The sequence below is a fragment of the Kosakonia sp. Marseille-Q7440 genome (assembly GCF_965119485.1).
On the sequence record NZ_CBCPLT010000001.1, the window covers coordinates 2042729 to 2062059 of the forward strand.

Below are 19331 nucleotides of genomic sequence, written 5' to 3' on the forward strand. Positions count from 1 at the left end.
AGACGCGCGTCACTGCGGGCGGGCAATCAACCTTTTCAGTTCGGGAATACAGGAGCCGCAGTTGGTGCCGCACTTAAGCTTTTCACCAAGGCGCGAGACGCTGTTGCACCCTGATTGAATCGCCTCGCTGATCGCCCGCTCACCAATAGCAAAACAGCTACAGATTGTCGCACCGGCAGGCGCTTTGCCGTTGGCGCTGCGCCCGGCCAGCAATGCCAGCCGTTGTGCGGCGTTTTGTGGCGGCTGGGAAAAGGCGGCGATCACCGCTGCCCGGTCCGGCTGCGGGCGCTGGCGCTGCGCGTAAAAGGCCAGTTGCAGTTCGCCATCCGCCCAGGCGAGCAGATTAAACCCCTCGTCGCCAAGAGTGGCAGGCTGGCACAGCCACGCGTCGGGCAGAAAATGTTCGCGCAGCCACGCCATCCATGATGTTGGCCACGCACTGTCGGCGAGCGCAAAGTGCGTGACGCCGGGCTGAGTAATGCGGCTCCAGTAGGCGGTTTTCGGCGCTGAAAGCGTATCTTCACGCAGAAAGAGTTCGCCCTGCCAGGCGGCCTGCCAGCGCTGAATATTGACCGGCATCTGTTTACTCTCCGGCTGACCGGAAAGGGGATCGGTCTCGGCGGCAATCAGCGCATCGACCCGCGCCTGCTGGCTGAAGGCGCTGTTCCAGTGCATCGGCACAAACACCCTGCCGCGCGGTTGCAGCGCATCCGGCTGCGCGCGCAGCAGCAGCCAGCCGTGCGTTGATGAAACACGCACAAGATCGTCGGCGCTAATCTGCGGCGCATCGTCGGGGTGAAACTGGCAAAACGGCTCGCTGATATGCTGCATCAGCCGCGGGGATTTGGCGCTGCGCGTCATGGTGTGCCACTGATCGCGGATGCGTCCGGTGTTCATCACCAGCGGCCAGCGCGGCGTCGGCGGGTTGGCGGGCAGACGCGGCGTCACGGCAATCAGGCGCGCCTTCTCATCGGCAAAAAAGAAGCGGTTATCGGTAAATAAGCGCGCCGTGCCGTGGGGATGCAGCGCATTTACCGGCCACTGCACGGGCTTAAGATCGTCCCACTGTTGACGTGTGAGCGTCGCGAGGCCGCTGATATCAAACGCCCGCGTGCCGTCATTTTCAAACCCCGACAGCGCGGCATGTTCACAAAAGATCTCCGACGGATGCTGCCAGCTAAAGGCCTCGGCAAACCCCATGCGTTGCGCCACCTGGCTTACCATCCACCAGTCGGCGCGCGCCTCGCCCGGCGGCGGCAGAAAGGCGCGCTGGCGGGAGATGCAGCGCTCAGAGTTAGTGACGGTGCCATTTTTCTCGCCCCACGCCAGCGCCGGCAGGCGGATATGCGCCGCGCGGGTGGTATCGGTGTCGCGCATTACATCTGAAACAATCACCAGCTCGCAGCGTGCCAGCCCGGCGCGCACGCGGTCGGCATCCGGCAGCGAGACCAGCGGGTTAGTGCCCATAATCCACACCGCTTTTATCTCCCCGTTTTCTACGGCGCGAAAGAGATCGACGGCATTCAGTCCGGGATTTTTTGTGACGTTGTCACTCTTCCAGAAGCGCGCGACGCGGTTGACCTCCTGTGGCGAGAAGCCCATATGTGAGGCCAACTGGTTCGCCAGCCCGCCCACTTCCCGCCCGCCCATCGCATTTGGCTGACCGGTTATCGAAAACGGCCCGCAGCCAGCCCGGCCGATTTTCCCCGTCGCCAGGTGGAGGTTGATAATGGCATTGCACTTATCAACGCCGGAAGTGGATTGATTGATGCCCATTGAGTAGAGCGTCACCAGCCTGTCGCTGGCGGCAATCATCTGGTAAAAGGCCAGCAGCGCCTCCTGCGGCAGCTGGCAATAGTCGGCGGTGCGCCCAGGCGTCCACTCTTCGACCGCCGCCAGCGTCTCCGCTGCGCCAGTGGTGTAATGGTTGAGAAACTCCCGGTCGAGCTTGCCCTGCTGCGCTATAAAATGGAGTGCGCCGCAAAACAGCGCCGCATCGCTGCCGGGGTGCAGCGGCAGGTGGAGGTCGGCGAGATCGCAGGTGGCGGTAATACGCGGGTCGATAACAATAATGCGCATCTCCGGGCGCGCCTGTTTGGCCTGTACCAGCCGCTGATAGACCACCGGGTGCGCCCAGGCAGTGTTTGAGCCGGTGAGGATCACGCACTCTGCAAGTTCCAGATCCTCATAGCTGCACGGCACCGCATCGGCACCAAACGCCCGTTTATAACCGACCACCGCCGAGGCCATACAGAGGCGCGAGTTGGTATCCATGTTTCCGCTGCCGATAAAGCCTTTCATCAGCTTATTGGCGACATAGTAATCCTCCGTCAGCAGCTGGCCGGAGCCGTAAAAGGCCACCGCCTGCGGGCCGAACTGCGCAATCACCCGCTGCAACCCTTCCGCCACCGCATCCAGCGCGCGCTCCCAGCTTACCGGCTGCTGGTCGATCTCTGGCTGCAACAGTCGCCCGGTGAGATCCAGCGTTTCACCCAGCGCGCTGCCCTTCACACAGAGCCGCCCGTGGTTCGCCGGGTGCAACGTATCACCCTGGGCGCTAAACCCTTGCCCTTCGGGCTGCATGCGCACGCCACACCCGACGCCGCAGTAAGCGCAGGTGGTGGAAACCGCCGCGCCCGTCACAGGCTCACCGTGGCGATACGGTGTTCGCGCCCTGCCGCGACGCTTTGCGGCTGCGCCAGCACCCACACGCGCCCGCCCTCCACTTTTACCGGCCAGACGCTGAGCGCGGTCTGCTCATCATCGAGGCTGCGGCCATCGCGCAGGCGAAAGCGCTGCTTATAGAGCGGCGAAATCACCACCGGTTCACCGTTAACATCCCCCAGCAGGCCGCGCGCCAGCACGTTCGCCTCGCTATCCGGTTCATGGTTGCTAAGAGCAAACACCTGCTGCGGATGATCCGGCAGATGAAAGAGCGCGATTTGCTGATGGCCGAGCCGCGCCGCCATCCCCGCATGGTGCGGGATTTCCGCCAATGAACACAGATCTATCCAGCCCTGCGGCAGCGGTTTGTGTACAGTTGAGGGCAGCGCGGCGCGCTCCTGCGCGGTTGCCGGGCGGATCTGCTGGCGCTCCGGCACCATCATTACCCCTTCATCGGGCTGGTCACTGTTGACGAACGGGCGGAACAGCGCCAGCCGATCCGGGTCAGCCAGCGTGGTTTGCCACTCACACTGATAAGCGTCGATCACCGTCTGCATCTCGCTCTCCAGCTCGGCGGCGATGTTCAGGCTATCCTCCAGCACCACCTCGCGCAGGTAGGCCATGCCGCCGTCGAGATTATCCATCCAGGTGCTGGTGCGTTGCAGGCGGTCGGCGGTGCGGATGTAAAACATCAAAAAGCGATCGACGGTACGGATTAACGCCTCGGTGCTCAAATCCTGCGCCAGCAGATCGGCGTGGCGCGGCTTCATGCCGCCATTGCCGCAGACATAGAGGTTCCAGCCCTTCTCGGTGGCGATGACGCCGACATCCTTACTCTGCGCTTCGGCGCATTCGCGGGTGCAGCCGGAGACCGCCATCTTGATTTTGTGCGGCGAGCGCAGCCCCTTATAACGGTGCTCCAGTTGCAGTGCCAGCGCGGTGGAGTCCTGCACGCCGTAGCGGCACCAGCTGGATCCGACGCAGGATTTCACCGTGCGCAGAGATTTGCCATAGGCGTGCCCGGTCTCAAAACCGGCTTCAACCAGCAGTTGCCAAATCTCCGGCAGCTGTTCGAGGCGCGCGCCAAACAGGTCAACGCGCTGGCCGCCGGTGATCTTGGTATAGAGGTTATAGCGCCGCGCAATCTGCCCGATGGCAATTAACCCGTCCGGCGTGATCTCCCCTGCGGGAATGCGCGGCACCACGGAGTAGGTACCATCTTTCTGGATGTTGGCAAAAAAGCGGTCGTTGGTATCCTGCAACGGCAGGTGCTGCGGCTTCAACAGGTACTCATTCCAGCAGGAGGCGAGCACCGAGCCAACCAGCGGTTTGCAGATTTCGCACCCGTGCCCGCGCCCATGTTTCGCCAGCAGTTCGTCAAAGGTTCGGATATTGCCCACCCGCACCAGGTGGTAGAGCTGTTGGCGCGAATAGGGAAAGTGTTCGCAGAGATCCTTTTTCACCTCGATGCCCATCTCTTCAAGCGCAAACTCCATCACCTGTTTGGTCAGCGCCGCGCAACCGCCGCAGCCGGTCGCCGCTTTGGTGCAGGATTTGATCGCTGCCATATCACTACAGCCGCTATTCACCGCGCCGCAGATATCCGCCTTGCTAACGTTATGACAGGAGCAGATCTGCGCGCTGTCGGGCAACGCCGCAACGCCGAGCGTCGGCGCGGCTTCCCCGCTGCTGGCAGGCAGTATTAGCGTCTCCGGCCTCGCGGGGAGCGGCATCTCATTGAGCATCATCTGCAACAGCGCGCTGTAAGACTCGCTGTCGCCAATCAGCACCGCGCCAAGCAATCTTTTGCCATCTTCTGAGACGACAATTTTTTTGTAGATCTCCGCCGGGCCATCGACCCAGCTGTAGCTCTCACTCCCCGGCGTGCGGCCGTGGGCATCGCCAATCGAGGCGACTTCAACGCCGAGCAGCTTCAGCTTGGTGCTCATATCCGCGCCGGTAAATTTCGCCTCGCCGTCGGCCAGCGTCTCCGCCAGCGTGCGCGCCATCTGATACCCTGGCGCGACGAGGCCGAAAATTTGCCCGTTCCACAGCGCGCACTCGCCAATGGCGAAGACGTCCGGATCGGAGGTGCGGCACTGATCATCAATCACAATGCCGCCGCGCGGCCCAATCGCCAGCCCGCAGTCGCGCGCCAGGTTGTCGCGCGGGCGAATGCCTGCCGAGAAGAGCACCAGATCGGTTTCGAGAAAAGTGCCATCGGCAAAGTTCATGCGATAGCGGCTGGTCTCTCCGGCGACGATTTCGCGCGTCTCTTTGCCGGTATGCACCTGCACGCCAAGAGCTTCAATCTTGCGCCGCAGCATCGCCGCCCCGCCTTCATCCAGTTGTACGCCCATCAGCCGCGGCGCAAACTCCACCACATGGGTTTGCAGGCCGAGGTTTTGCAGCGCGTTCGCCGCTTCCAGCCCCAGCAGACCGCCGCCGACCACTACGCCCGTTTTGCCCTCGTCGGCACAAGCTTTGATCGCCACCAGATCGTCAAGGGTGCGGTAGACCAGGCAGCCTGGTGCATCGTTACCGGGGATCGGCGGGACAAAGGGCGACGAGCCGGTAGCCAGCACCAGCCGATCCCAGGCCGTCTGGCGACCCAGTTTATCGACGACAAAACGGTGCTGAAGGTCGATCTGCGTAATCCCCTGATTCAGGCGCAGCTCAATGCCGGTGGCCTCGAAAAAGCCCTCTTCCACCATCGACAGCGATGCGGCGCTGCGCCCGGAGAACCAGGCCGAGAGATGCACGCGGTCATAGGCCGGTACCGACTCCTCGGCAAAGACAATCACCTGGTAGCGCAGATGCAGTTCGCGCTCCACCAGCTGTTGCAGAAAGTGGTGGCCGACCATGCCGTGTCCGGCGACAACTAAAACGGGTTTTGACATCACATCGCTCCTCGCTATCTCAGTGGATAACGGCTGGTTCAGAATGGGGGAAAGATCCTCTTCAGCGGCAAAGAGGCTCGGCTGGCCGGGGGTATTAAGCCGGGCGAAGTACCCCGGCCCGTCGCTGATATCGCCCCACAGCAGCACGCCGCGCAGCTGGTTATTGCTCATCACCAGGCGGCGGTAATCGCCGGTAAACGGATCGGTTGCGGTATAAACCGCACCGCCGTCGCGCGCCCCGGCGCAGTAGAGATCGAGGCCGCTCACTTTCAGGCGCAGCGGCACCTCTTCAAGCGTGAACGGCGCGAGCGCTTCACCGAGAAGCCTTGCGGCAAGGGTTTCCGCCTGCCGCCAGCAGGGTGCCACCAGCCCGAAGGTGATCTCGCCAAACTGGCAGCACTCGCCGATCGCTGAAATCGCCGCATCGTTGGTGCGCAAGTGACCATCCACCAGGATGCCGCGATCGCACGGCAGACCGGCGGCCTGCGCGAGGGCGATATTGGGCCGCACACCTGCACAGACCACCACGGCCTGCGCCGGGATCCGCCGTCCATCCTGCAACTCCACCGCACAAACCCGACCCTGCGCATCGGCGCAGCAGGCGCGGGTCTCAACGGCCAGCAGCGTGTCGATGCCGCGCGCGTTGAGGCTCGCTTGCAGCAGCGTTGCCGCGTGCGCATCCAGCTGTTGATCCATCAGGTGCGGGCCGCGATGCACAATCACGCTGTGAATACCGCGCTGCGCCAGCGCCGCCGCGGCTTCAATTCCCAACACCCCGCCGCCCAGTACCACCGCCGTCTCTTTGGCGCTGAGTTGGCTCAGCATCGCCTCAACATCCGCCTGCTGGCGAAAGGCGTAGACGCCTGGCAGGTCGATGCCGGGAAGCGGCGGCATAAAGGGGCGTGAACCGGTGGCGATCACCAGTTGGTCGTAAGCGAGTGATTCCCCGCCGAGGCGCACGGTGCGGGAGGCGCGATCGATCGCCGTCACCGGCTGGCCTGCAAGCCACGTCACGCCGTGACGGGCATACCAGGCCTTGTCATGCGTCACGATCTCATCGAAGGTTTTCTCGCCCGCCAGCACCGGCGTCAGCAGAATGCGGTTATAGGCCGCTCTCGCCTCCTCATCGATCAGCACAATGTGAAAGCGGCCAGGCGCGCGTTCGCAGAGCTGTGCGACCAGCCGCGCACCTGCCATGCCGTTGCCAATCACTATCAGACGCGGTTTCTCCATCGGCGTACTCCTCAGGCCACGGCTTTATGTTTTTCATGCAGGAAGTGCAGCACCTGCTGGCGGTAGTGATGAAACTGCGCATCGTTAGCCAGCGCCAGCCGTGAGCGCGGACGCGCCAGCGTCACCTCCAGCACCTCGCCCACTTTCGCCGCCGGGCCGTTGGTCATCATCATTACCCGGTCAGAGAGCAGCACCGCTTCGTCGACGTCATGGGTGATCAGCACAATGGTGGTGTTGAGCTGGGTCTGGATCTCCATCACCGCATCCTGCAAATGGGCGCGCGTCAGGGCATCGAGTGCGCCGAAAGGCTCATCCATCAGCAGCACTTTGGGCTTCATCGCCAGCGCGCGGGCAATGCCGACACGCTGCTTCATGCCGCCGGAGATCTCGCCGGGGCGTTTATTCATCGCATGCCCCATATGCACCAGTTCAAGGTTGTGGGCGATCCACGCCTGCATCTCGCTTTTGCTCATCTCGCCCTTAAACACCTGGTGTACCGCCAGCGCGACATTCTCCGCCGCCGTCAGCCACGGCAGCAGGGAGTGGTTTTGAAACACCACCCCGCGCTCGGGGCCGGGGCCGACGATCTCCTGGTTATCGCACAGCAAAACCCCCTGCGTCGGGCGGCTCAGCCCGGCAATCAGGTTTAAGAGCGTTGACTTCCCGCAGCCAGAGTGACCAATCAGGCTCACCGTCTCCCCCTGGGCGATGGTAAAGCTGACATCATCAAGGGCGACAAACGGCCCGCTGGCGGTGGCAAAGGTTTGGGTCACGTTTTCGACCCGGATAATGGCGTGCGTCTTTTTCATTTATGACTCCCGGCGAGTGTCGTAGCTAAAACGGCGGGCAATGGCCATCAGCCCCTGCTCCAGCGCCATCCCCACCACGCCAATCAGCAGAATGGCGATGATGATGTTTTGCACATTGAGGTTGTTCCACTCATTCCAGATCCAGAAGCCGATGCCGACGCCGCCGGTCAGCATCTCGGCGGCGACAATCACCAGCCAGGCGATACCGATCGATAAGCGCACGCCGGTAAGGATGTGCGGCAGCACGGCGGGAAAGAGGATTTTGCGCATCACCGTGAACTCACTGAGCTTCAAAACGCGCGCGACGTTGAGGTAATCCTGCGGAATACGCATCACCCCTTCGGCAGTGTTGAGGATCATTGGCCAGATGGAGCAGATAAAAATCGTCCACGTTGAAGCCGGTTCGGCGCGCTGAAACAGCAGCAGACCAATCGGCAGCCACGCCAGCGGGCTGACCGGGCGCAGCAGCGCGATCAGCGGGCCAAACATGCGGGCGATAAAGCGAAAGCGGCCAATCAGAAAGCCGACGGGAATGCCGACCAGCGCCGCCAGACCAAAGCCGAGCGCCACGCGCTCAAGGGAGGCGAGCACGTTCCAGCCGATGCCCATATCATTCGGCCCATCGATATAAAACGGCTCGGCGAAAATCGTTTTTGCCGCTTCCCAGGTTTGCAGCGGCGTCGGAAAGCCTTTGCTGTTAAGGGCCGCCACCTGCCAGAGGGCGATCAGCACAATCGCGCCAAGCAGGCCGGGGATCGCGGCGGTAATAAAGCGTTGCATCATTTTGCGCAGGCGGTTTACCGGCGTGCGTTTCGCCACTAAAGGTGCAGCCTGTGGCGCGGCGGTTTTCAGCGGCACAATCGCCGCGCTCTGCGGCGTTGGCTCCAGCGGGATCACTTTCGGTTGGGTGTTCGCAGACATTCTCGGCCTCACTTAGCGGTGGATGGCAAAACTGTTGGCGTAGGCCGCAGGATCGCTGCCGTCCCACACTTTTCCGTCAATCAGGGTGCTGCTGCGCATTTGGCTGGTGGGTACGCTGATGCCGCCCACCGCCGTCGCAGCCTGTGTGTAGAGTTCGCTGCGGTTGATCTGGCGCGCGACGGCGAGGTAGTCGGGATCGCTTTTCAGCAAGCCCCAGCGTTTTTGCTGGGTCAGAAACCAGATGCCGTCGGAGAGCCACGGGTAGCTCACCGCGCCATCGTTGAAGAAGCGCATCGCATGGGCGTCCTGCCAGGTTTTCCCCAGCCCGTCTTCATAGTGGCCGAGCATCCGGCCTTCGATGGTCTCAACGGCGGTGTTGATATAGGCGCGCGCGGCGATGGTTTTTGCCGTTTCGCGGCGGTTTTCATCGGAGGCGTCGATCCAGCGCGAGGCCTCCAGCACTGCGGCGGTCAGGGCGCGCGCCGCATTGCCGTTTGCCGAGACCCACGCCGAGGTAGTGCCGAGCACTTTTTCCGGGTGATCGGGCCAGATCTGCTGGCTGGTGGCGGCGGTAAAGCCGATGCCGTCGAGAATGGCGCGCTGGTTCCACGGTTCGCCAACGCAGAAGCCGCTCATATTGCCGATCTTCATGTTCACCACCATCTGCGGCGGCGGCACCACGACATTGCGCACATCGGCAAAAGGATCGATCCCGGCATTCGCCAGCCAGTAGTAGAGCCACATGGCGTGGGTGCCGCTCGGGAAGGTCTGCGCAAAGGTGTAGGTGCCCTGCGGGCTGGCGGCAATCACCTTTTTCAGCGATGCGCCATCGGTAACGCCCGCTGCTTTTAATTGATTCGATAAGGTGATCGCCTGGCCGTTGTTGTTGAGGGTCATCAGCACCGCCATCTCGCGCTGCGGGCCAGAGACGCCGAGTTGCAAGCCGTAGACCATGCCGTAAAGCACATGGGCGGCATCGAGTTCGCCGGAGAGCAGCTTGTCGCGCACCGAGGCCCAGCTCGACTCTTTACTCGGGATAATGGTGATGCCGTACTTCTCATCAAACTTCTTCACCGCCGCCATCACCACCGGCGCGCAGTCGGTGAGCGGGATAAAGCCGACGCGCAGGGTCTTCTTCTCCGGCGCGTCTGAACCTGCCGCCCACGCGCTGTTCATCAGGCCCGGGATCAGCAGGCTGCCGCCCAGCGCCGCGCTGCCCGCCAGAAAGCGGCGGCGCGAAAGTTTACTCACGGTGTTGTCATCGTCTTGCGTCATTGCGGCATCCTGTCAGTTAAAAAGGGGCAAAAAAAAGCGTCCGGTTAGCGCTCAGTCTCCTGAACGCTAACGGACGCCTTTATCCGGGAAGTGATGCTGGCCGCCATTAGCCAGCACCTTCGTAGATGAGATAAGCAGAATGTGTGCCAGGTTTCTGATGCCTGTAAAAACAGGGGATTAGCGATTTGGCTCACAAAATTTGCACCGCAACGGGCGGCGAAATGCACACCTGCGGTGCAGCTACTCCTTTGGGGTTAGGTGGGTTTTTTACCCATTACGGCGGCGACGGAGAGCATCGCATCGGCGATCTCCGCCAGCTTCTTGTTCTGCTGCATCGCCATCTCGCGCAGGGTTTTGTGCGCCTGCGGCTCGCTCATCGCGTGGTGCTGCATCAGCAGGCTTTTCGCCCGCTCCACCAGCTTGCGCTCGGCAAGGGTGGCGCGCAGCCCGGCGAGTTCCGCATCCAGCGCCTGCAACTGGCGGGACTGCTGCTCAACCAGCTCCAGCACCGCGCGGCTCAGTTGCGGCGGGATCAGCGCCGTAAAGTGTTCCTCAGCCTGCGGCAGCTGGGCGATCTCCTGGCGCTGCTGCTCGGCGTCGCGCTGTGCGGCAGCAATACGCTGGCGGCAGCACTGCATCACCGCCTTCTCAAGCGCATCTTCAATACGTTTCATGGCATCGATACGCATTGTGGTGACCTCAAACCAGCGCAGTGCGGCCTCCGTTGGCTCGCCCGGCGGCAGCGTGCGGCTACAGGCGAGGCGGCGAAAGCGCTCCAGCTCGCGGCTCTCCTCCTGCTGCTGTTGCTGCCACAGCGCGAGGCTTGCAGCATCGGCAAACTCGCTGAAGGTGTGAAAACAGCGCTCCTGGGCATCAATCAGCTCCACCAGTTGCTGGCTTGCTGACTCATCAACCGAACCAATGGTAAAGCCTGCCGCCACCAGCGCCCGCTCCTGCCCGGCCAGCTCTTTGCCCTGCATAAAGCTGAACAGCGCCAGCAGCGCGCGCGAAACGCTGGGATCTCCGGAGGTATCAGCGGTTTCCACGATCAGCGCCAGGTGGCAGCGGATCACCTCGTTGTAGCGCTGCATCGCTTCCGGCTGGGCAATGGCGAGCTGCTGCACCTGCTCGCGCAGCGGCGGCAGCGTGCTCAGGCTGTGCAGCACACTGGCAATGCGACTGAAGAGCCGCGCAGCGTTGCCCCGCGCCAGCCCCTCCTGATCGAGCGTTGCCAGTTGCTGATGCACCGCCTGCGCGGCGCGCTCCACCTGCTCTGCCCGCTCGCGCAGCCGCCCTCCCCAGGTTTTCCCCTGCGAACAGAGAAAAATATTGGCTGTGCCGCGCTCGCGTTGCAGCAGATGAATAAGCTGGCTCACCGCGCCGACCAGCTTGCCCATCTGCAACAGCTGTTGCAGGCCGGTGATTTCGCTGCGCCGCGAGGCGAGCACAAAATCGAGAGCTGAAAGCGTCATCGCACACCCTTCTCCAGAAAACCGTAGCCTCACTAAAGCAAGAAGTGTGCCGCCGCGATTGACATCAGGCGCGGGCGGGTGAGAATGCCACTTCACATCACAGGGAGAGGGTCAGGATATGGTGAAGAAAACAGCGGCACTGCTGTTACTTATCGGCGTGGTCTGGCTGGCGTGGCTGTTTCTGCGCACGCCGCAGGTAATCAGAGCCGATGACAGCGCGCTCTACGTGAAGAATTTGCCGTTAAGCGAGAAAGGCAAAGTGAACTGGTGGCGCGACAACCGCGCAGCGCTGCAAAAGCAGTTTCCCCTGCTGGTGCGCCCCGGTAAAGCCGTGGTGATGATCATGAACTTTGACCGCTACGATCGCCTGCCGACAGGCACCCGCGACGGCAGTATTGATGACTACAACTGCTTCACCGATATCAGCGCGCCGGAAAACTGCATCTATAAAGAGATGGTGATGCTGATTTTCATCCATCCCGGCAAGAAAACCGTTTATAGCTTTGGTGAAACAAGTTACGAGGAGAGGCCGGACGGCAGCCTGAAACGGGTTCACGAGACCTTTAGCATTCGCTAGATAGATTCACTCACCGAATTGTTTGACTTAGCCGGTAATCCGACCAGAATGTATTTGCCCCGTATCTCGCTGAAAAAACAGAAACCTATGACCACACACCCGCGTTGTGTTACCCGGACAGGCCGCCTGAAAAAGATGTCCGTGCTGATGGCTGCTTTGCTGCTGGCCAGCTGCGCGTCGAAACCGCCGAAATCTCTTGTGACGCCGAACCCGCCGGTGAGCAAACAGCCGCTGCCCGATGGCGGGCTGAGCCAGCCGCAAACCATGCGCGGCATCTGGCTGGCGACGGTTTCCCGTCTCGACTGGCCGCCGATCAACTCGGTAACCCTCAGCCCGGCGCTGCGTGCAGAGCAGCAGAAAGCGGCGCTAACCGCTAAGCTCGATAAGCTGCAACGCCTCGGCATTAACACCGTCTTCTTCCAGGTGAAACCGGACGCTACCGCGCTGTGGCCGTCAAAAATTTTGCCGTGGTCAGACACGCTTACCGGGGTGATTGGTCAGGATCCGGGTTACGATCCGCTGCAATTTATCCTTGATGAGGCGCACCAGCGCGGCATGAAGGTGCACGCCTGGTTTAACCCTTACCGCGTCTCGACCAATACCAAACCCTCCACGGTTGCGGAGCTTAACCGCACCCTCTCCCTGCGCCCGGCGTCGATTTTTGTTCTGCACCGGGAGTGGATCCGCACGGCGGGCGACCGCTATGTGCTCGACCCCGGTATTCCGGAAGTGCGCGACTGGATCACCAGCATTGTCGCTGAAGTGGTAGCGCGCTACCCGGTGGATGGCGTGCAGTTTGATGACTACTTCTACAGCGAAACGGCCAGTTCGACGCTGAATGACAGCCAGACGTTTCGCCAGTACGGGCAAGGTTTTGTCGCCAAAGCCGACTGGCGGCGCCACAACACCCAACTGCTGATTGAGCAGGTGTCGCGCACCATCAAGCAGCTTAACCCTAACGTGCAGTTTGGCGTCAGCCCGGCGGGCGTCTGGCGTAACCGCTCGTTCGATCCGGCAGGTTCAGAGACGCGCGGCGCGGCAGCCTATGATGAATCCTTTGCCGATACCCGCCGCTGGGTGCAGCAGGGGCTGCTCGACTATATTGCGCCGCAGATCTACTGGCCCTTTACCCGCGATGCCGCGCGCTACGATGTGCTGGCGAAGTGGTGGGCGCAGGTGGTGAAACCGACAAATACTAAGCTCTATATTGGTGTGGCGCTCTATAAAGTGGGTGAGCCGTCTAAAATGGAGCCGGAGTGGACGCGCGACGGCGGCGTGCCGGAGCTGAGAAAACAGATTGAGATGAATGAAACCCTGCCGGGCATTGCGGGGACGATCCTGTTCCGCGAAGGTTACCTGACGCAGCCGCAGACCCGCCAGGCGGTGGACTATTTACAGGGGCGCTGGGGGCGGTAATTACCAGTGCCAGAACCACCAGTAATCGGTGATGACGCTGAAAAAGCGCCCTATTCGATGAAGCACTCTCTCCAGCCAGTCCGCAAAGCGCGAGCGTAGCCGTGGCTCTTTCAGGGCTACGCCACGCTCGCTTAACGTTTCCCATGCCGCGTGGCGCACGGCGAAGACAAAATCCTCTTTCGCCAGCGTGACCAGCGCTTCGGTGCTGCGCGCACTCTGCTCCTGTTGCAGGCGGGCAATCAGATCCAGCCGCTTGCTGTAGTCGCTTTTGTCGTGCACGAGGCGAGTTAGCTCCTCATCCGTCACGCCCTTCTCCTTACTGGTGGCCGTTAGTTACTCCCCGGTTAACGCGTCATAGAGCGTTTGCATCCGCGCGCGCAGATAGAGCACCGCTTTATGCTTGCGCGACAGCAGGGTCTGCACGCTGACGCCCAGCTCCTGCGCCAGGGCTTTGCAAGTGTAACCCTGCAACTCGGTTTTTTCGAACACCTCGCGCTGCGCCTCCGGCAGCTCTGCCAGCGCCTGACCCAGCTCCTCCCACAACAGCCCCTTCAGATACTCCTCTTCCGGCGTCTGGGCGATGCCAAACAGCGTTTCGGCCACCTCATCTTCAACGAAGTCTGACTCCTCTTCACCCTCAGCAAACAGACCCGATAACGGCACTTCGCGCTTTTTACGCGCCCGGTCGGTCATCTCGTTGCGCGCGGCGCGAAACAGCCAGGCGGCGACATTCTCCACCGGTTGCTCGACTTTCATTAACTGCCAGCTGATCTCCTGCAGGATATCTTCGCTCTCCTCTTTCACCGGTGAGCGGCTGCGGATAAAGGCTTTCAGCTTTGAGCGGCAAGCGTTCAGCGCCGTGACAAGTGCGGACTCAGTCGTCATGACGCGGGTCATCGCGCTCACCCGCGTTCGGACGCTGCTGCTCCGGCTCACCGCGGCGTTCGTGCCAGCCGCAGTGGCCGTGGCGACGAAAACCTTCGCGGCGCTTCTCGACAAACTCTTCACGCTGCTCTGGCGTCATCGCCATCCAGCGCTCATGCATACGACGGTGGGCGCGGCCCATGCCGAACATGCCGGGGCGAAAACCGAGGCCGCCAAAGAGAATGCGCGACAGCACCAGGATCCCGAGCGCCTGCCAGAAGCCGATGCTTTTTACCCCAAGAATTGCTGGCAACAGCGCGTTCCACAGCGACATCACCACCAGGCCGAGCACCACAAACAGTGCGGCGCCAATGATCAGCGGCTTCGCGCCGCGATGGCGACCAAAACCGCGCTGCCGTTCATTCATATGAAAATCTCTCATTGTTTTTCTTCCTCATCAGATTAGCGAATAAATGCCTGTGATGAAGTAGACGAATGAGCGCGGGAAATATTGCTAAAAAAGTGAAATAAAAAAACAGGCGCAACGAGTGCGCCTGAAAAAGTGCGGAGTAACAGGAAACTATTACGGGCGGCGGAACAGCGCGATGCTGCGGCCTTCCAGCTCGAAATCCTTCTCTTTGGTGATAACGATCCCGCGTTTCACCGTATCGGAGGTGGTCAGCTCCAGCACCCAGCCGCCTTCGCCAAACTGCGGAATGCGGAACGGTACGTTGCCTTCAAACGGGTTGAACAGCATCAGCACGTCGTGCCAGATGCCCTCTTCCTCTTGCAGATCGGCGCGGCCAATATAGACGCCCAGCGTGGTTCCCTCTTCCCACTGCTCCGGCAGCTGCTCGCCGCCGCCGGCGTTGTACCACTTGATCTCCATCCCGTCGCGCCAGTTTTCGCGACGCAGCAGCGGCTGCGCGGCGCGCAGTTCAATCACCTGGCGGGTAAACTCGCGCAGCGCTTCGTTCGCGCCGTTTAAGGTATCCCAGTGCACCCAGGAGATCTCGCTATCCTGGCAGTAACCGTTGTTATTCCCGGACTGGCTGCGGCCAAACTCGTCGCCCGCCAGCAGCATCGGCGTGCCGTGGGAGAAGAGCAGCGTGGCGAGGAAGTTGCGTTTCTGGCGCTCGCGCACGGCGTTGATGCCTTCATCGTCGGTCGGGCCTTCCGCGCCGTAGTTATAGGAGCGGTTGTCGTTGTGACCGTCGTTGTTATCTTCGCCGTTCGCCTCGTTATGTTTTTCGTTGTACGACACCAGGTCGTTCAGCGTAAAACCGTCGTGGGCGGTGATGAAGTTGACGCTCGCCCACGGGCGACGCCCGCGCAGATCGTAGAGATCGCCGGAGCCGAGCAGACGAGCCGCGAAATCGGTCGAGACGTTATCGCCCTTCCAGTATTCGCGCAGCGTATCGCGGTATTTATCGTTCCACTCTGCCCAGCCCGGCGGGAAGCCGCCAACCTGGTAACCGCCAGGGCCGATATCCCACGGCTCACCAATCAGTTTCAGCTTTGAGAGCACCGGATCCTGGGTGATGGCGTCGAAGAAGCCGCCGCGCTGGTCAAACCCTTCCGGCTCGCGGCCAAGAATGGTGCCGAGGTCGAAGCGGAAACCGTCGATATGCATCGATTCCGACCAGTAGCGCAGGGAGTCTGTGATCATCTGCAGCACACGCGGATGGGAGGTATTCACCGTGTTGCCGGTACCGGTATCGTTGATGTAGTAACGATGCTGATCCGGCAGCGTGCGGTAGTAAGAGAAGTTGTCGATGCCCTTAAAGGAGAGCGTCGGGCCGAGTTCGTTGCCTTCGGCGGTGTGGTTATAAACCACGTCGAGGATCACCTCGATACCCGCATCGTGGAAGGCGCGCACCATGTCGCGGAAACCCTGAATGCCGCGCGGGCCATAGTAACGCGAGGCAGGCGCAAAGAAACCGAGGGTGTTGTAGCCCCAGAAGTTGTGCAGCCCTTTATCGAGCAGATGCTGATCGTCCGGGAACCAGTGCACCGGCAGCAGTTCAACAGAAGTAATGCCGAGGCTCTTGATATAGTCGACCGTCGCCTTGTGCCCCATCCCTTCAAAGGTGCCGCGCAGATCCTGCGGGATAGCCTGATTGAGCTGGGTGAAGCCCTTGACGTGAGTTTCATAAATGATGGCGCTCGGCCAGGCGATATCCGGGCGGTTTTGATCCTGCCACTCAAACTCGTTGGGATCGATAACCCGACACTTCGGCGTAAACGGCGCGCTGTCGCGCTCGTCAAAGGTTAAATCTTTATCTTCGTGCAGCAGATCGTAGGCGAAGTGCGCTTCGTTCCACTCGATATCGCCAACCAGTTCACGCGCGTACGGGTCAACCAGCAGTTTGTTGGGGTTGAAGCGATGGCCGTTTTCCGGGTCGTACGGGCCATGCACACGGTAGCCATAGAGGGCACCGGGTTTCAGGCCGGGCACGTAGCCGTGCCAGATTTCATGGGTATATTCCGGCAGTTCCAGGCGGGCAATCTCCTGTTTGCCGCTCGGATCGTATAAGCAGAGTTCCACGCGATGAGCGTGAGCTGAAAAGAGCGCAAAGTTCACGCCCTCACCGTCGTAATTCGCACCGAGTTGCTGGCCGTGCCCCGCCGTGATGTGATATGGCTTACCGTTAGACATGATCCCTCTTTCTCTTATTTAGAGCGTCACCTGACTTAACCCAACCAGACGCATAAAGTCGTTTTATGCGCTGACCAGTACTGCAAACGTAAAACCGCCAATCGACCGCAAATTGACGCGATCGTTGAGCAACACATCCTCTCCGCTAAGCATATCCCGGTAATGGCGATGCGCCAGCCGCTCCGGTAACGGGATCACCGCGCCGTTCAGGCTGCCATCCAGCGCGCCAAACAGCAGGCGTGGTGCCAGCACAATCAGCGCGTCGTCCTCGTCAACTCGCGCGAAGGCGATGACATTATCTGCCTGCTCGCCGTCAGCGTTCAGCGGCAGATACTCACCGTGGCGGAACAGTGCCGGTTTCTCCTGACGCAGGTGCAGCAGGCGCGCGATAAAGGATTGCTTCAGCTGGCCGCTCGACCAACCCTCCTGCAAACGCGGGTCGGCGTGCTCCTGGGCATCGAGCAGGCGCTCCAGTTCCGGGTAGTCCGGCTCCAGGCGGTTGTCCGGGTCAACGAGGCTGAAATTGAGCGCTTCGCTGCCCTGGTAGATATCCGGTACGCCCGGTGCAGCCAGTTTGATCAGCGTCTGGGTCAGACTATTAACCAAACCGGCGCGGATAAATGGCAGCAAAGATGTGGTGAAATCCTGTAAAAATGGCTGATTATCCGGTGAAAGCAGGTGGCGAACGTAGTCCAGCACCGCGCTTTCATAGGCATCGTTGCTGTCGACCCAGTCGGTACGCTGCTTCGCTTCGCGCAGCGCCTTTTCGACAAACTCAACAAAACGCCCCTCCAGCGCTTTCAGCCCTTCGGCATCGTCCGGCTGTAACGTCACCGGCCAGACGCCTGCCAGCGCCTGGTAGATCATCCATGCCACCGCCGGACGCGGCGCAGGACCATCCTCCAGCATGCTCACTTTCTCTTTGTTCATTTCACGCCAGCGGGTAACGCACTCGGCCCAGCGCGCCGGCGCTTCCGTCAGGGTGTAGAGCCTGGCGCGCGCATCTTCCCCGCGCTTGGTGTCGTGGGTCGAGGTGCCGGAGAGCGCGTCGGGCTGCTTCTCAAGCCGTGTCTGCATCTCCTGATGGAAACGGGCAAGAGAAAAGTTACGGCGTAACGGCTCGGCACCCACTTCATTAAGGGCGAGATCCATGTTCTGGCGGAAAAAGAGCGTATCTTCCACCGACTTCGCCATCAGCGGCCCGGTCAGTTGCTGGAAGCGGGTGCGGAAACGGGCAGCCTCTTCACGCGCGCTGTCGGGCAGATCGCCGGTCAGAATGCGGGTGATAAAATCGAGTGCAGTTGGCTCCGGAGCAAAGCTACTGGCTTTTACCTTCGAGACCACTTTTTGCAGCAGCGCCAGGTCGGCAGGCGGCAGACCCTGCGCCGTGCCGTAGGTGCGATAGACCGGGAAGGCAATCAGCAACTCGCGCAACGCCTGGCGCAGCGCCTCTTCAGCAGGTGCAGAAGCTTCATGCCCGGCGATGTCACCGGCGAGCCGCAGCAGCACGCTGAACTCACCGGCGAAGTTACGATCGACCATCAGCAGCTTCGCCGAGCGCAGCTCCGCTCTCATGTCGACTGGTTTGCCGACCACCTGATCGTAGGCCTCGCGCAGGCCGTCGAGATTCTCATCATCAACCAGCACATCGGAGAGCGCAGCGATAAACTCATACCCGGTGGTGCCGGAGACCGGCCAGTCCTCGGGCAGATGCTCACCTTTACCGAGGATCTTCTCAACGGTGATATGGCAGTCATCGCCCGCTTTCTGCCGCAGGCGCATCAGGTAACCGCGCGGGTCGGCAAGGCCGTCGACGTGATCGACGCGCAGGCCATCGACCGCGCCGCTGTGCACCAGTTCGAGGATCAGTTTATGGGTGTCATCAAACACCTGATCATCTTCCACGCGCATCCCGACCAGGCCGGTGATCTCAAAGAAGCGGCGATAGGAGAGATCGCTTGCCGCATCGCGCCAGCTCATCAGCCGCCAGGGCTGCTGCGCGTGCAGTTCAGCGATTTTCGCCGCATCGGTCAGGCCAATAATCTCCTGCTCGCGCCCCTGCCAGCTCTCTTCCACCAGCGGGTAGACGCTCTCGTAATAGACAAATGCCGGTTTACCGGTTTGCGGGTCGGCTTCCACTTTCAGCTCGCCCTTCTCCACCACGGCGTCAAAATCGTCGCCGAGGAACGGCAGCGTCAGGCGGCGCGACCAGTCGATATCAAAATGGCGCGCCCACGGGCTCTTTTCGCCCTTCGCAATCACATCGCGCCACCAGGCGTTCTCCAGCGAGGCCGCCATATGGTTCGGCACGATATCAATGATCAGCCCCAGCCCGGCGGCTTTTAGTGCCTGCGCCAGCTTGTCGAACCCTTCCCGACCGCCCAGGGTCGGGTCGATCTCGTTAGCATCGGTGACGTCATATCCATGCGTGGAGCCGGAAGTGGCGGTAAAAATCGGTGAAGCATAAAGATGGCTGATGCCCAGCTTTTTGATATAGGGCACTAGCGCTACGGCGCGCTCAAAGGTCATGCCGTTACGAAA

The 19331-nt window shown here is 61.2% G+C and carries 13 protein-coding genes; 2 read left to right on the forward strand and 11 right to left on the reverse strand.

Annotated features, from left to right (window positions below; translation table 11 throughout):
* Positions 1–9 precede the first annotated feature (9 nt).
* The 6 genes from ACWPW2_RS09460 to ACWPW2_RS09485 form a co-directional block, all read right to left on the reverse strand.
* Positions 10–2643 carry a nitrate reductase gene (locus ACWPW2_RS09460; RefSeq protein ID WP_454122644.1) on the reverse strand — a complete coding sequence of 878 codons (2634 nt, stop codon included), beginning with the start codon at positions 2641–2643 and terminating at the stop codon, positions 10–12.
* On the reverse strand, positions 2640–6797 hold the full coding sequence (nirB, locus tag ACWPW2_RS09465) for a nitrite reductase large subunit NirB (protein ID WP_454122646.1): 4158 nt from the start codon (positions 6795–6797) through the stop codon (positions 2640–2642). Before nirB ends, ACWPW2_RS09460 begins: the two co-directional genes overlap by 4 nt.
* Positions 6798–6808: 11 nt before the next feature.
* Positions 6809–7606: an ABC transporter ATP-binding protein gene (locus tag ACWPW2_RS09470; RefSeq protein WP_454122648.1), complete on the reverse strand. Its 798-nt coding sequence runs from the start codon at positions 7604–7606 to the stop codon at positions 6809–6811.
* Positions 7607–8527 carry a nitrate ABC transporter permease gene (gene ntrB, locus ACWPW2_RS09475; protein ID WP_454122650.1) on the reverse strand — a complete coding sequence of 307 codons (921 nt, stop codon included), beginning with the start codon at positions 8525–8527 and terminating at the stop codon, positions 7607–7609.
* A gap of 12 nt (positions 8528–8539) precedes the next feature.
* A complete protein-coding gene (locus ACWPW2_RS09480) occupies positions 8540–9802 on the reverse strand; it encodes an ABC transporter substrate-binding protein (protein ID WP_454122652.1) in 1263 nt (420 codons plus the stop codon).
* Positions 9803–10056: 254 nt separating this feature from the next.
* Positions 10057–11274 (reverse strand): nitrate- and nitrite sensing domain-containing protein, encoded by a 1218-nt coding sequence (locus ACWPW2_RS09485; protein WP_454122654.1) that lies wholly within the window; start codon positions 11272–11274, stop codon positions 10057–10059.
* 118 nt (positions 11275–11392) lie between these two features.
* On the opposite strand from ACWPW2_RS09485, the gene ACWPW2_RS09490 reads away from it, so the two are divergent.
* Positions 11393–11851, forward strand: coding sequence for a DUF943 family protein (locus ACWPW2_RS09490; protein WP_454122656.1), 459 nt, complete (start codon positions 11393–11395; stop codon positions 11849–11851).
* A 135-nt stretch (positions 11852–11986) separates the two neighbouring features.
* The gene (locus ACWPW2_RS09495; protein WP_454123618.1) at positions 11987–13267 is read left to right on the forward strand and encodes a glycoside hydrolase family 10 protein; all 1281 of its coding nucleotides are present in this window, start codon (positions 11987–11989) and stop codon (positions 13265–13267) included.
* On the opposite strand, the gene ACWPW2_RS09500 is transcribed toward ACWPW2_RS09495, so the two are convergent.
* From ACWPW2_RS09500 to treY, 5 genes are all read right to left on the reverse strand, one after another.
* The gene (locus ACWPW2_RS09500; protein WP_454122658.1) at positions 13268–13573 is read right to left on the reverse strand and encodes a hypothetical protein; all 306 of its coding nucleotides are present in this window, start codon (positions 13571–13573) and stop codon (positions 13268–13270) included.
* 27 nt (positions 13574–13600) lie between these two features.
* The gene (locus ACWPW2_RS09505; protein ID WP_454122660.1) at positions 13601–14152 is read right to left on the reverse strand and encodes an RNA polymerase sigma factor; all 552 of its coding nucleotides are present in this window, start codon (positions 14150–14152) and stop codon (positions 13601–13603) included.
* Positions 14142–14573, reverse strand: a complete 432-nt coding sequence (locus ACWPW2_RS09510; protein WP_454122662.1) for a hypothetical protein — start codon at positions 14571–14573, stop codon at positions 14142–14144. The genes ACWPW2_RS09505 and ACWPW2_RS09510 overlap by 11 nt, the downstream gene beginning before the upstream one ends.
* Before the next feature lie 141 nt (positions 14574–14714).
* The gene (glgX, locus tag ACWPW2_RS09515; protein ID WP_454122664.1) at positions 14715–16790 is read right to left on the reverse strand and encodes a glycogen debranching protein GlgX; all 2076 of its coding nucleotides are present in this window, start codon (positions 16788–16790) and stop codon (positions 14715–14717) included.
* Positions 16791–16853: 63 nt separating this feature from the next.
* Positions 16854–19319, reverse strand: a complete 2466-nt coding sequence (gene treY, locus ACWPW2_RS09520; RefSeq protein WP_454123619.1) for a malto-oligosyltrehalose synthase — start codon at positions 19317–19319, stop codon at positions 16854–16856.
* Between the last annotated feature and the right edge of the window lie 12 nt (positions 19320–19331).

What these genes read in the sequence shown, in the direction of transcription:
- nirB (WP_454122646.1), bottom strand. Translation starts at nt 6,797, where the DNA reads ATGGAGAAACCGCGTCTGATAGTGATTGGCAACGGCATGGCAGGTGCG.
- ACWPW2_RS09490 (WP_454122656.1), top strand. Translation starts at nt 11,393, where the DNA reads ATGGTGAAGAAAACAGCGGCACTGCTGTTACTTATCGGCGTGGTCTGG.
- ACWPW2_RS09470 (WP_454122648.1), bottom strand. Translation starts at nt 7,606, where the DNA reads ATGAAAAAGACGCACGCCATTATCCGGGTCGAAAACGTGACCCAAACC.
- ACWPW2_RS09510 (WP_454122662.1), bottom strand. Translation starts at nt 14,573, where the DNA reads ATGAGAGATTTTCATATGAATGAACGGCAGCGCGGTTTTGGTCGCCAT.
- ACWPW2_RS09495 (WP_454123618.1), top strand. Translation starts at nt 11,987, where the DNA reads ATGTCCGTGCTGATGGCTGCTTTGCTGCTGGCCAGCTGCGCGTCGAAA.
- ACWPW2_RS09485 (WP_454122654.1), bottom strand. Translation starts at nt 11,274, where the DNA reads ATGACGCTTTCAGCTCTCGATTTTGTGCTCGCCTCGCGGCGCAGCGAA.
- ACWPW2_RS09505 (WP_454122660.1), bottom strand. Translation starts at nt 14,152, where the DNA reads ATGACGACTGAGTCCGCACTTGTCACGGCGCTGAACGCTTGCCGCTCA.
- ntrB (WP_454122650.1), bottom strand. Translation starts at nt 8,527, where the DNA reads ATGTCTGCGAACACCCAACCGAAAGTGATCCCGCTGGAGCCAACGCCG.
- ACWPW2_RS09480 (WP_454122652.1), bottom strand. Translation starts at nt 9,802, where the DNA reads ATGACGCAAGACGATGACAACACCGTGAGTAAACTTTCGCGCCGCCGC.
- treY (WP_454123619.1), bottom strand. Translation starts at nt 19,319, where the DNA reads ATGACCTTTGAGCGCGCCGTAGCGCTAGTGCCCTATATCAAAAAGCTG.
- glgX (WP_454122664.1), bottom strand. Translation starts at nt 16,790, where the DNA reads ATGTCTAACGGTAAGCCATATCACATCACGGCGGGGCACGGCCAGCAA.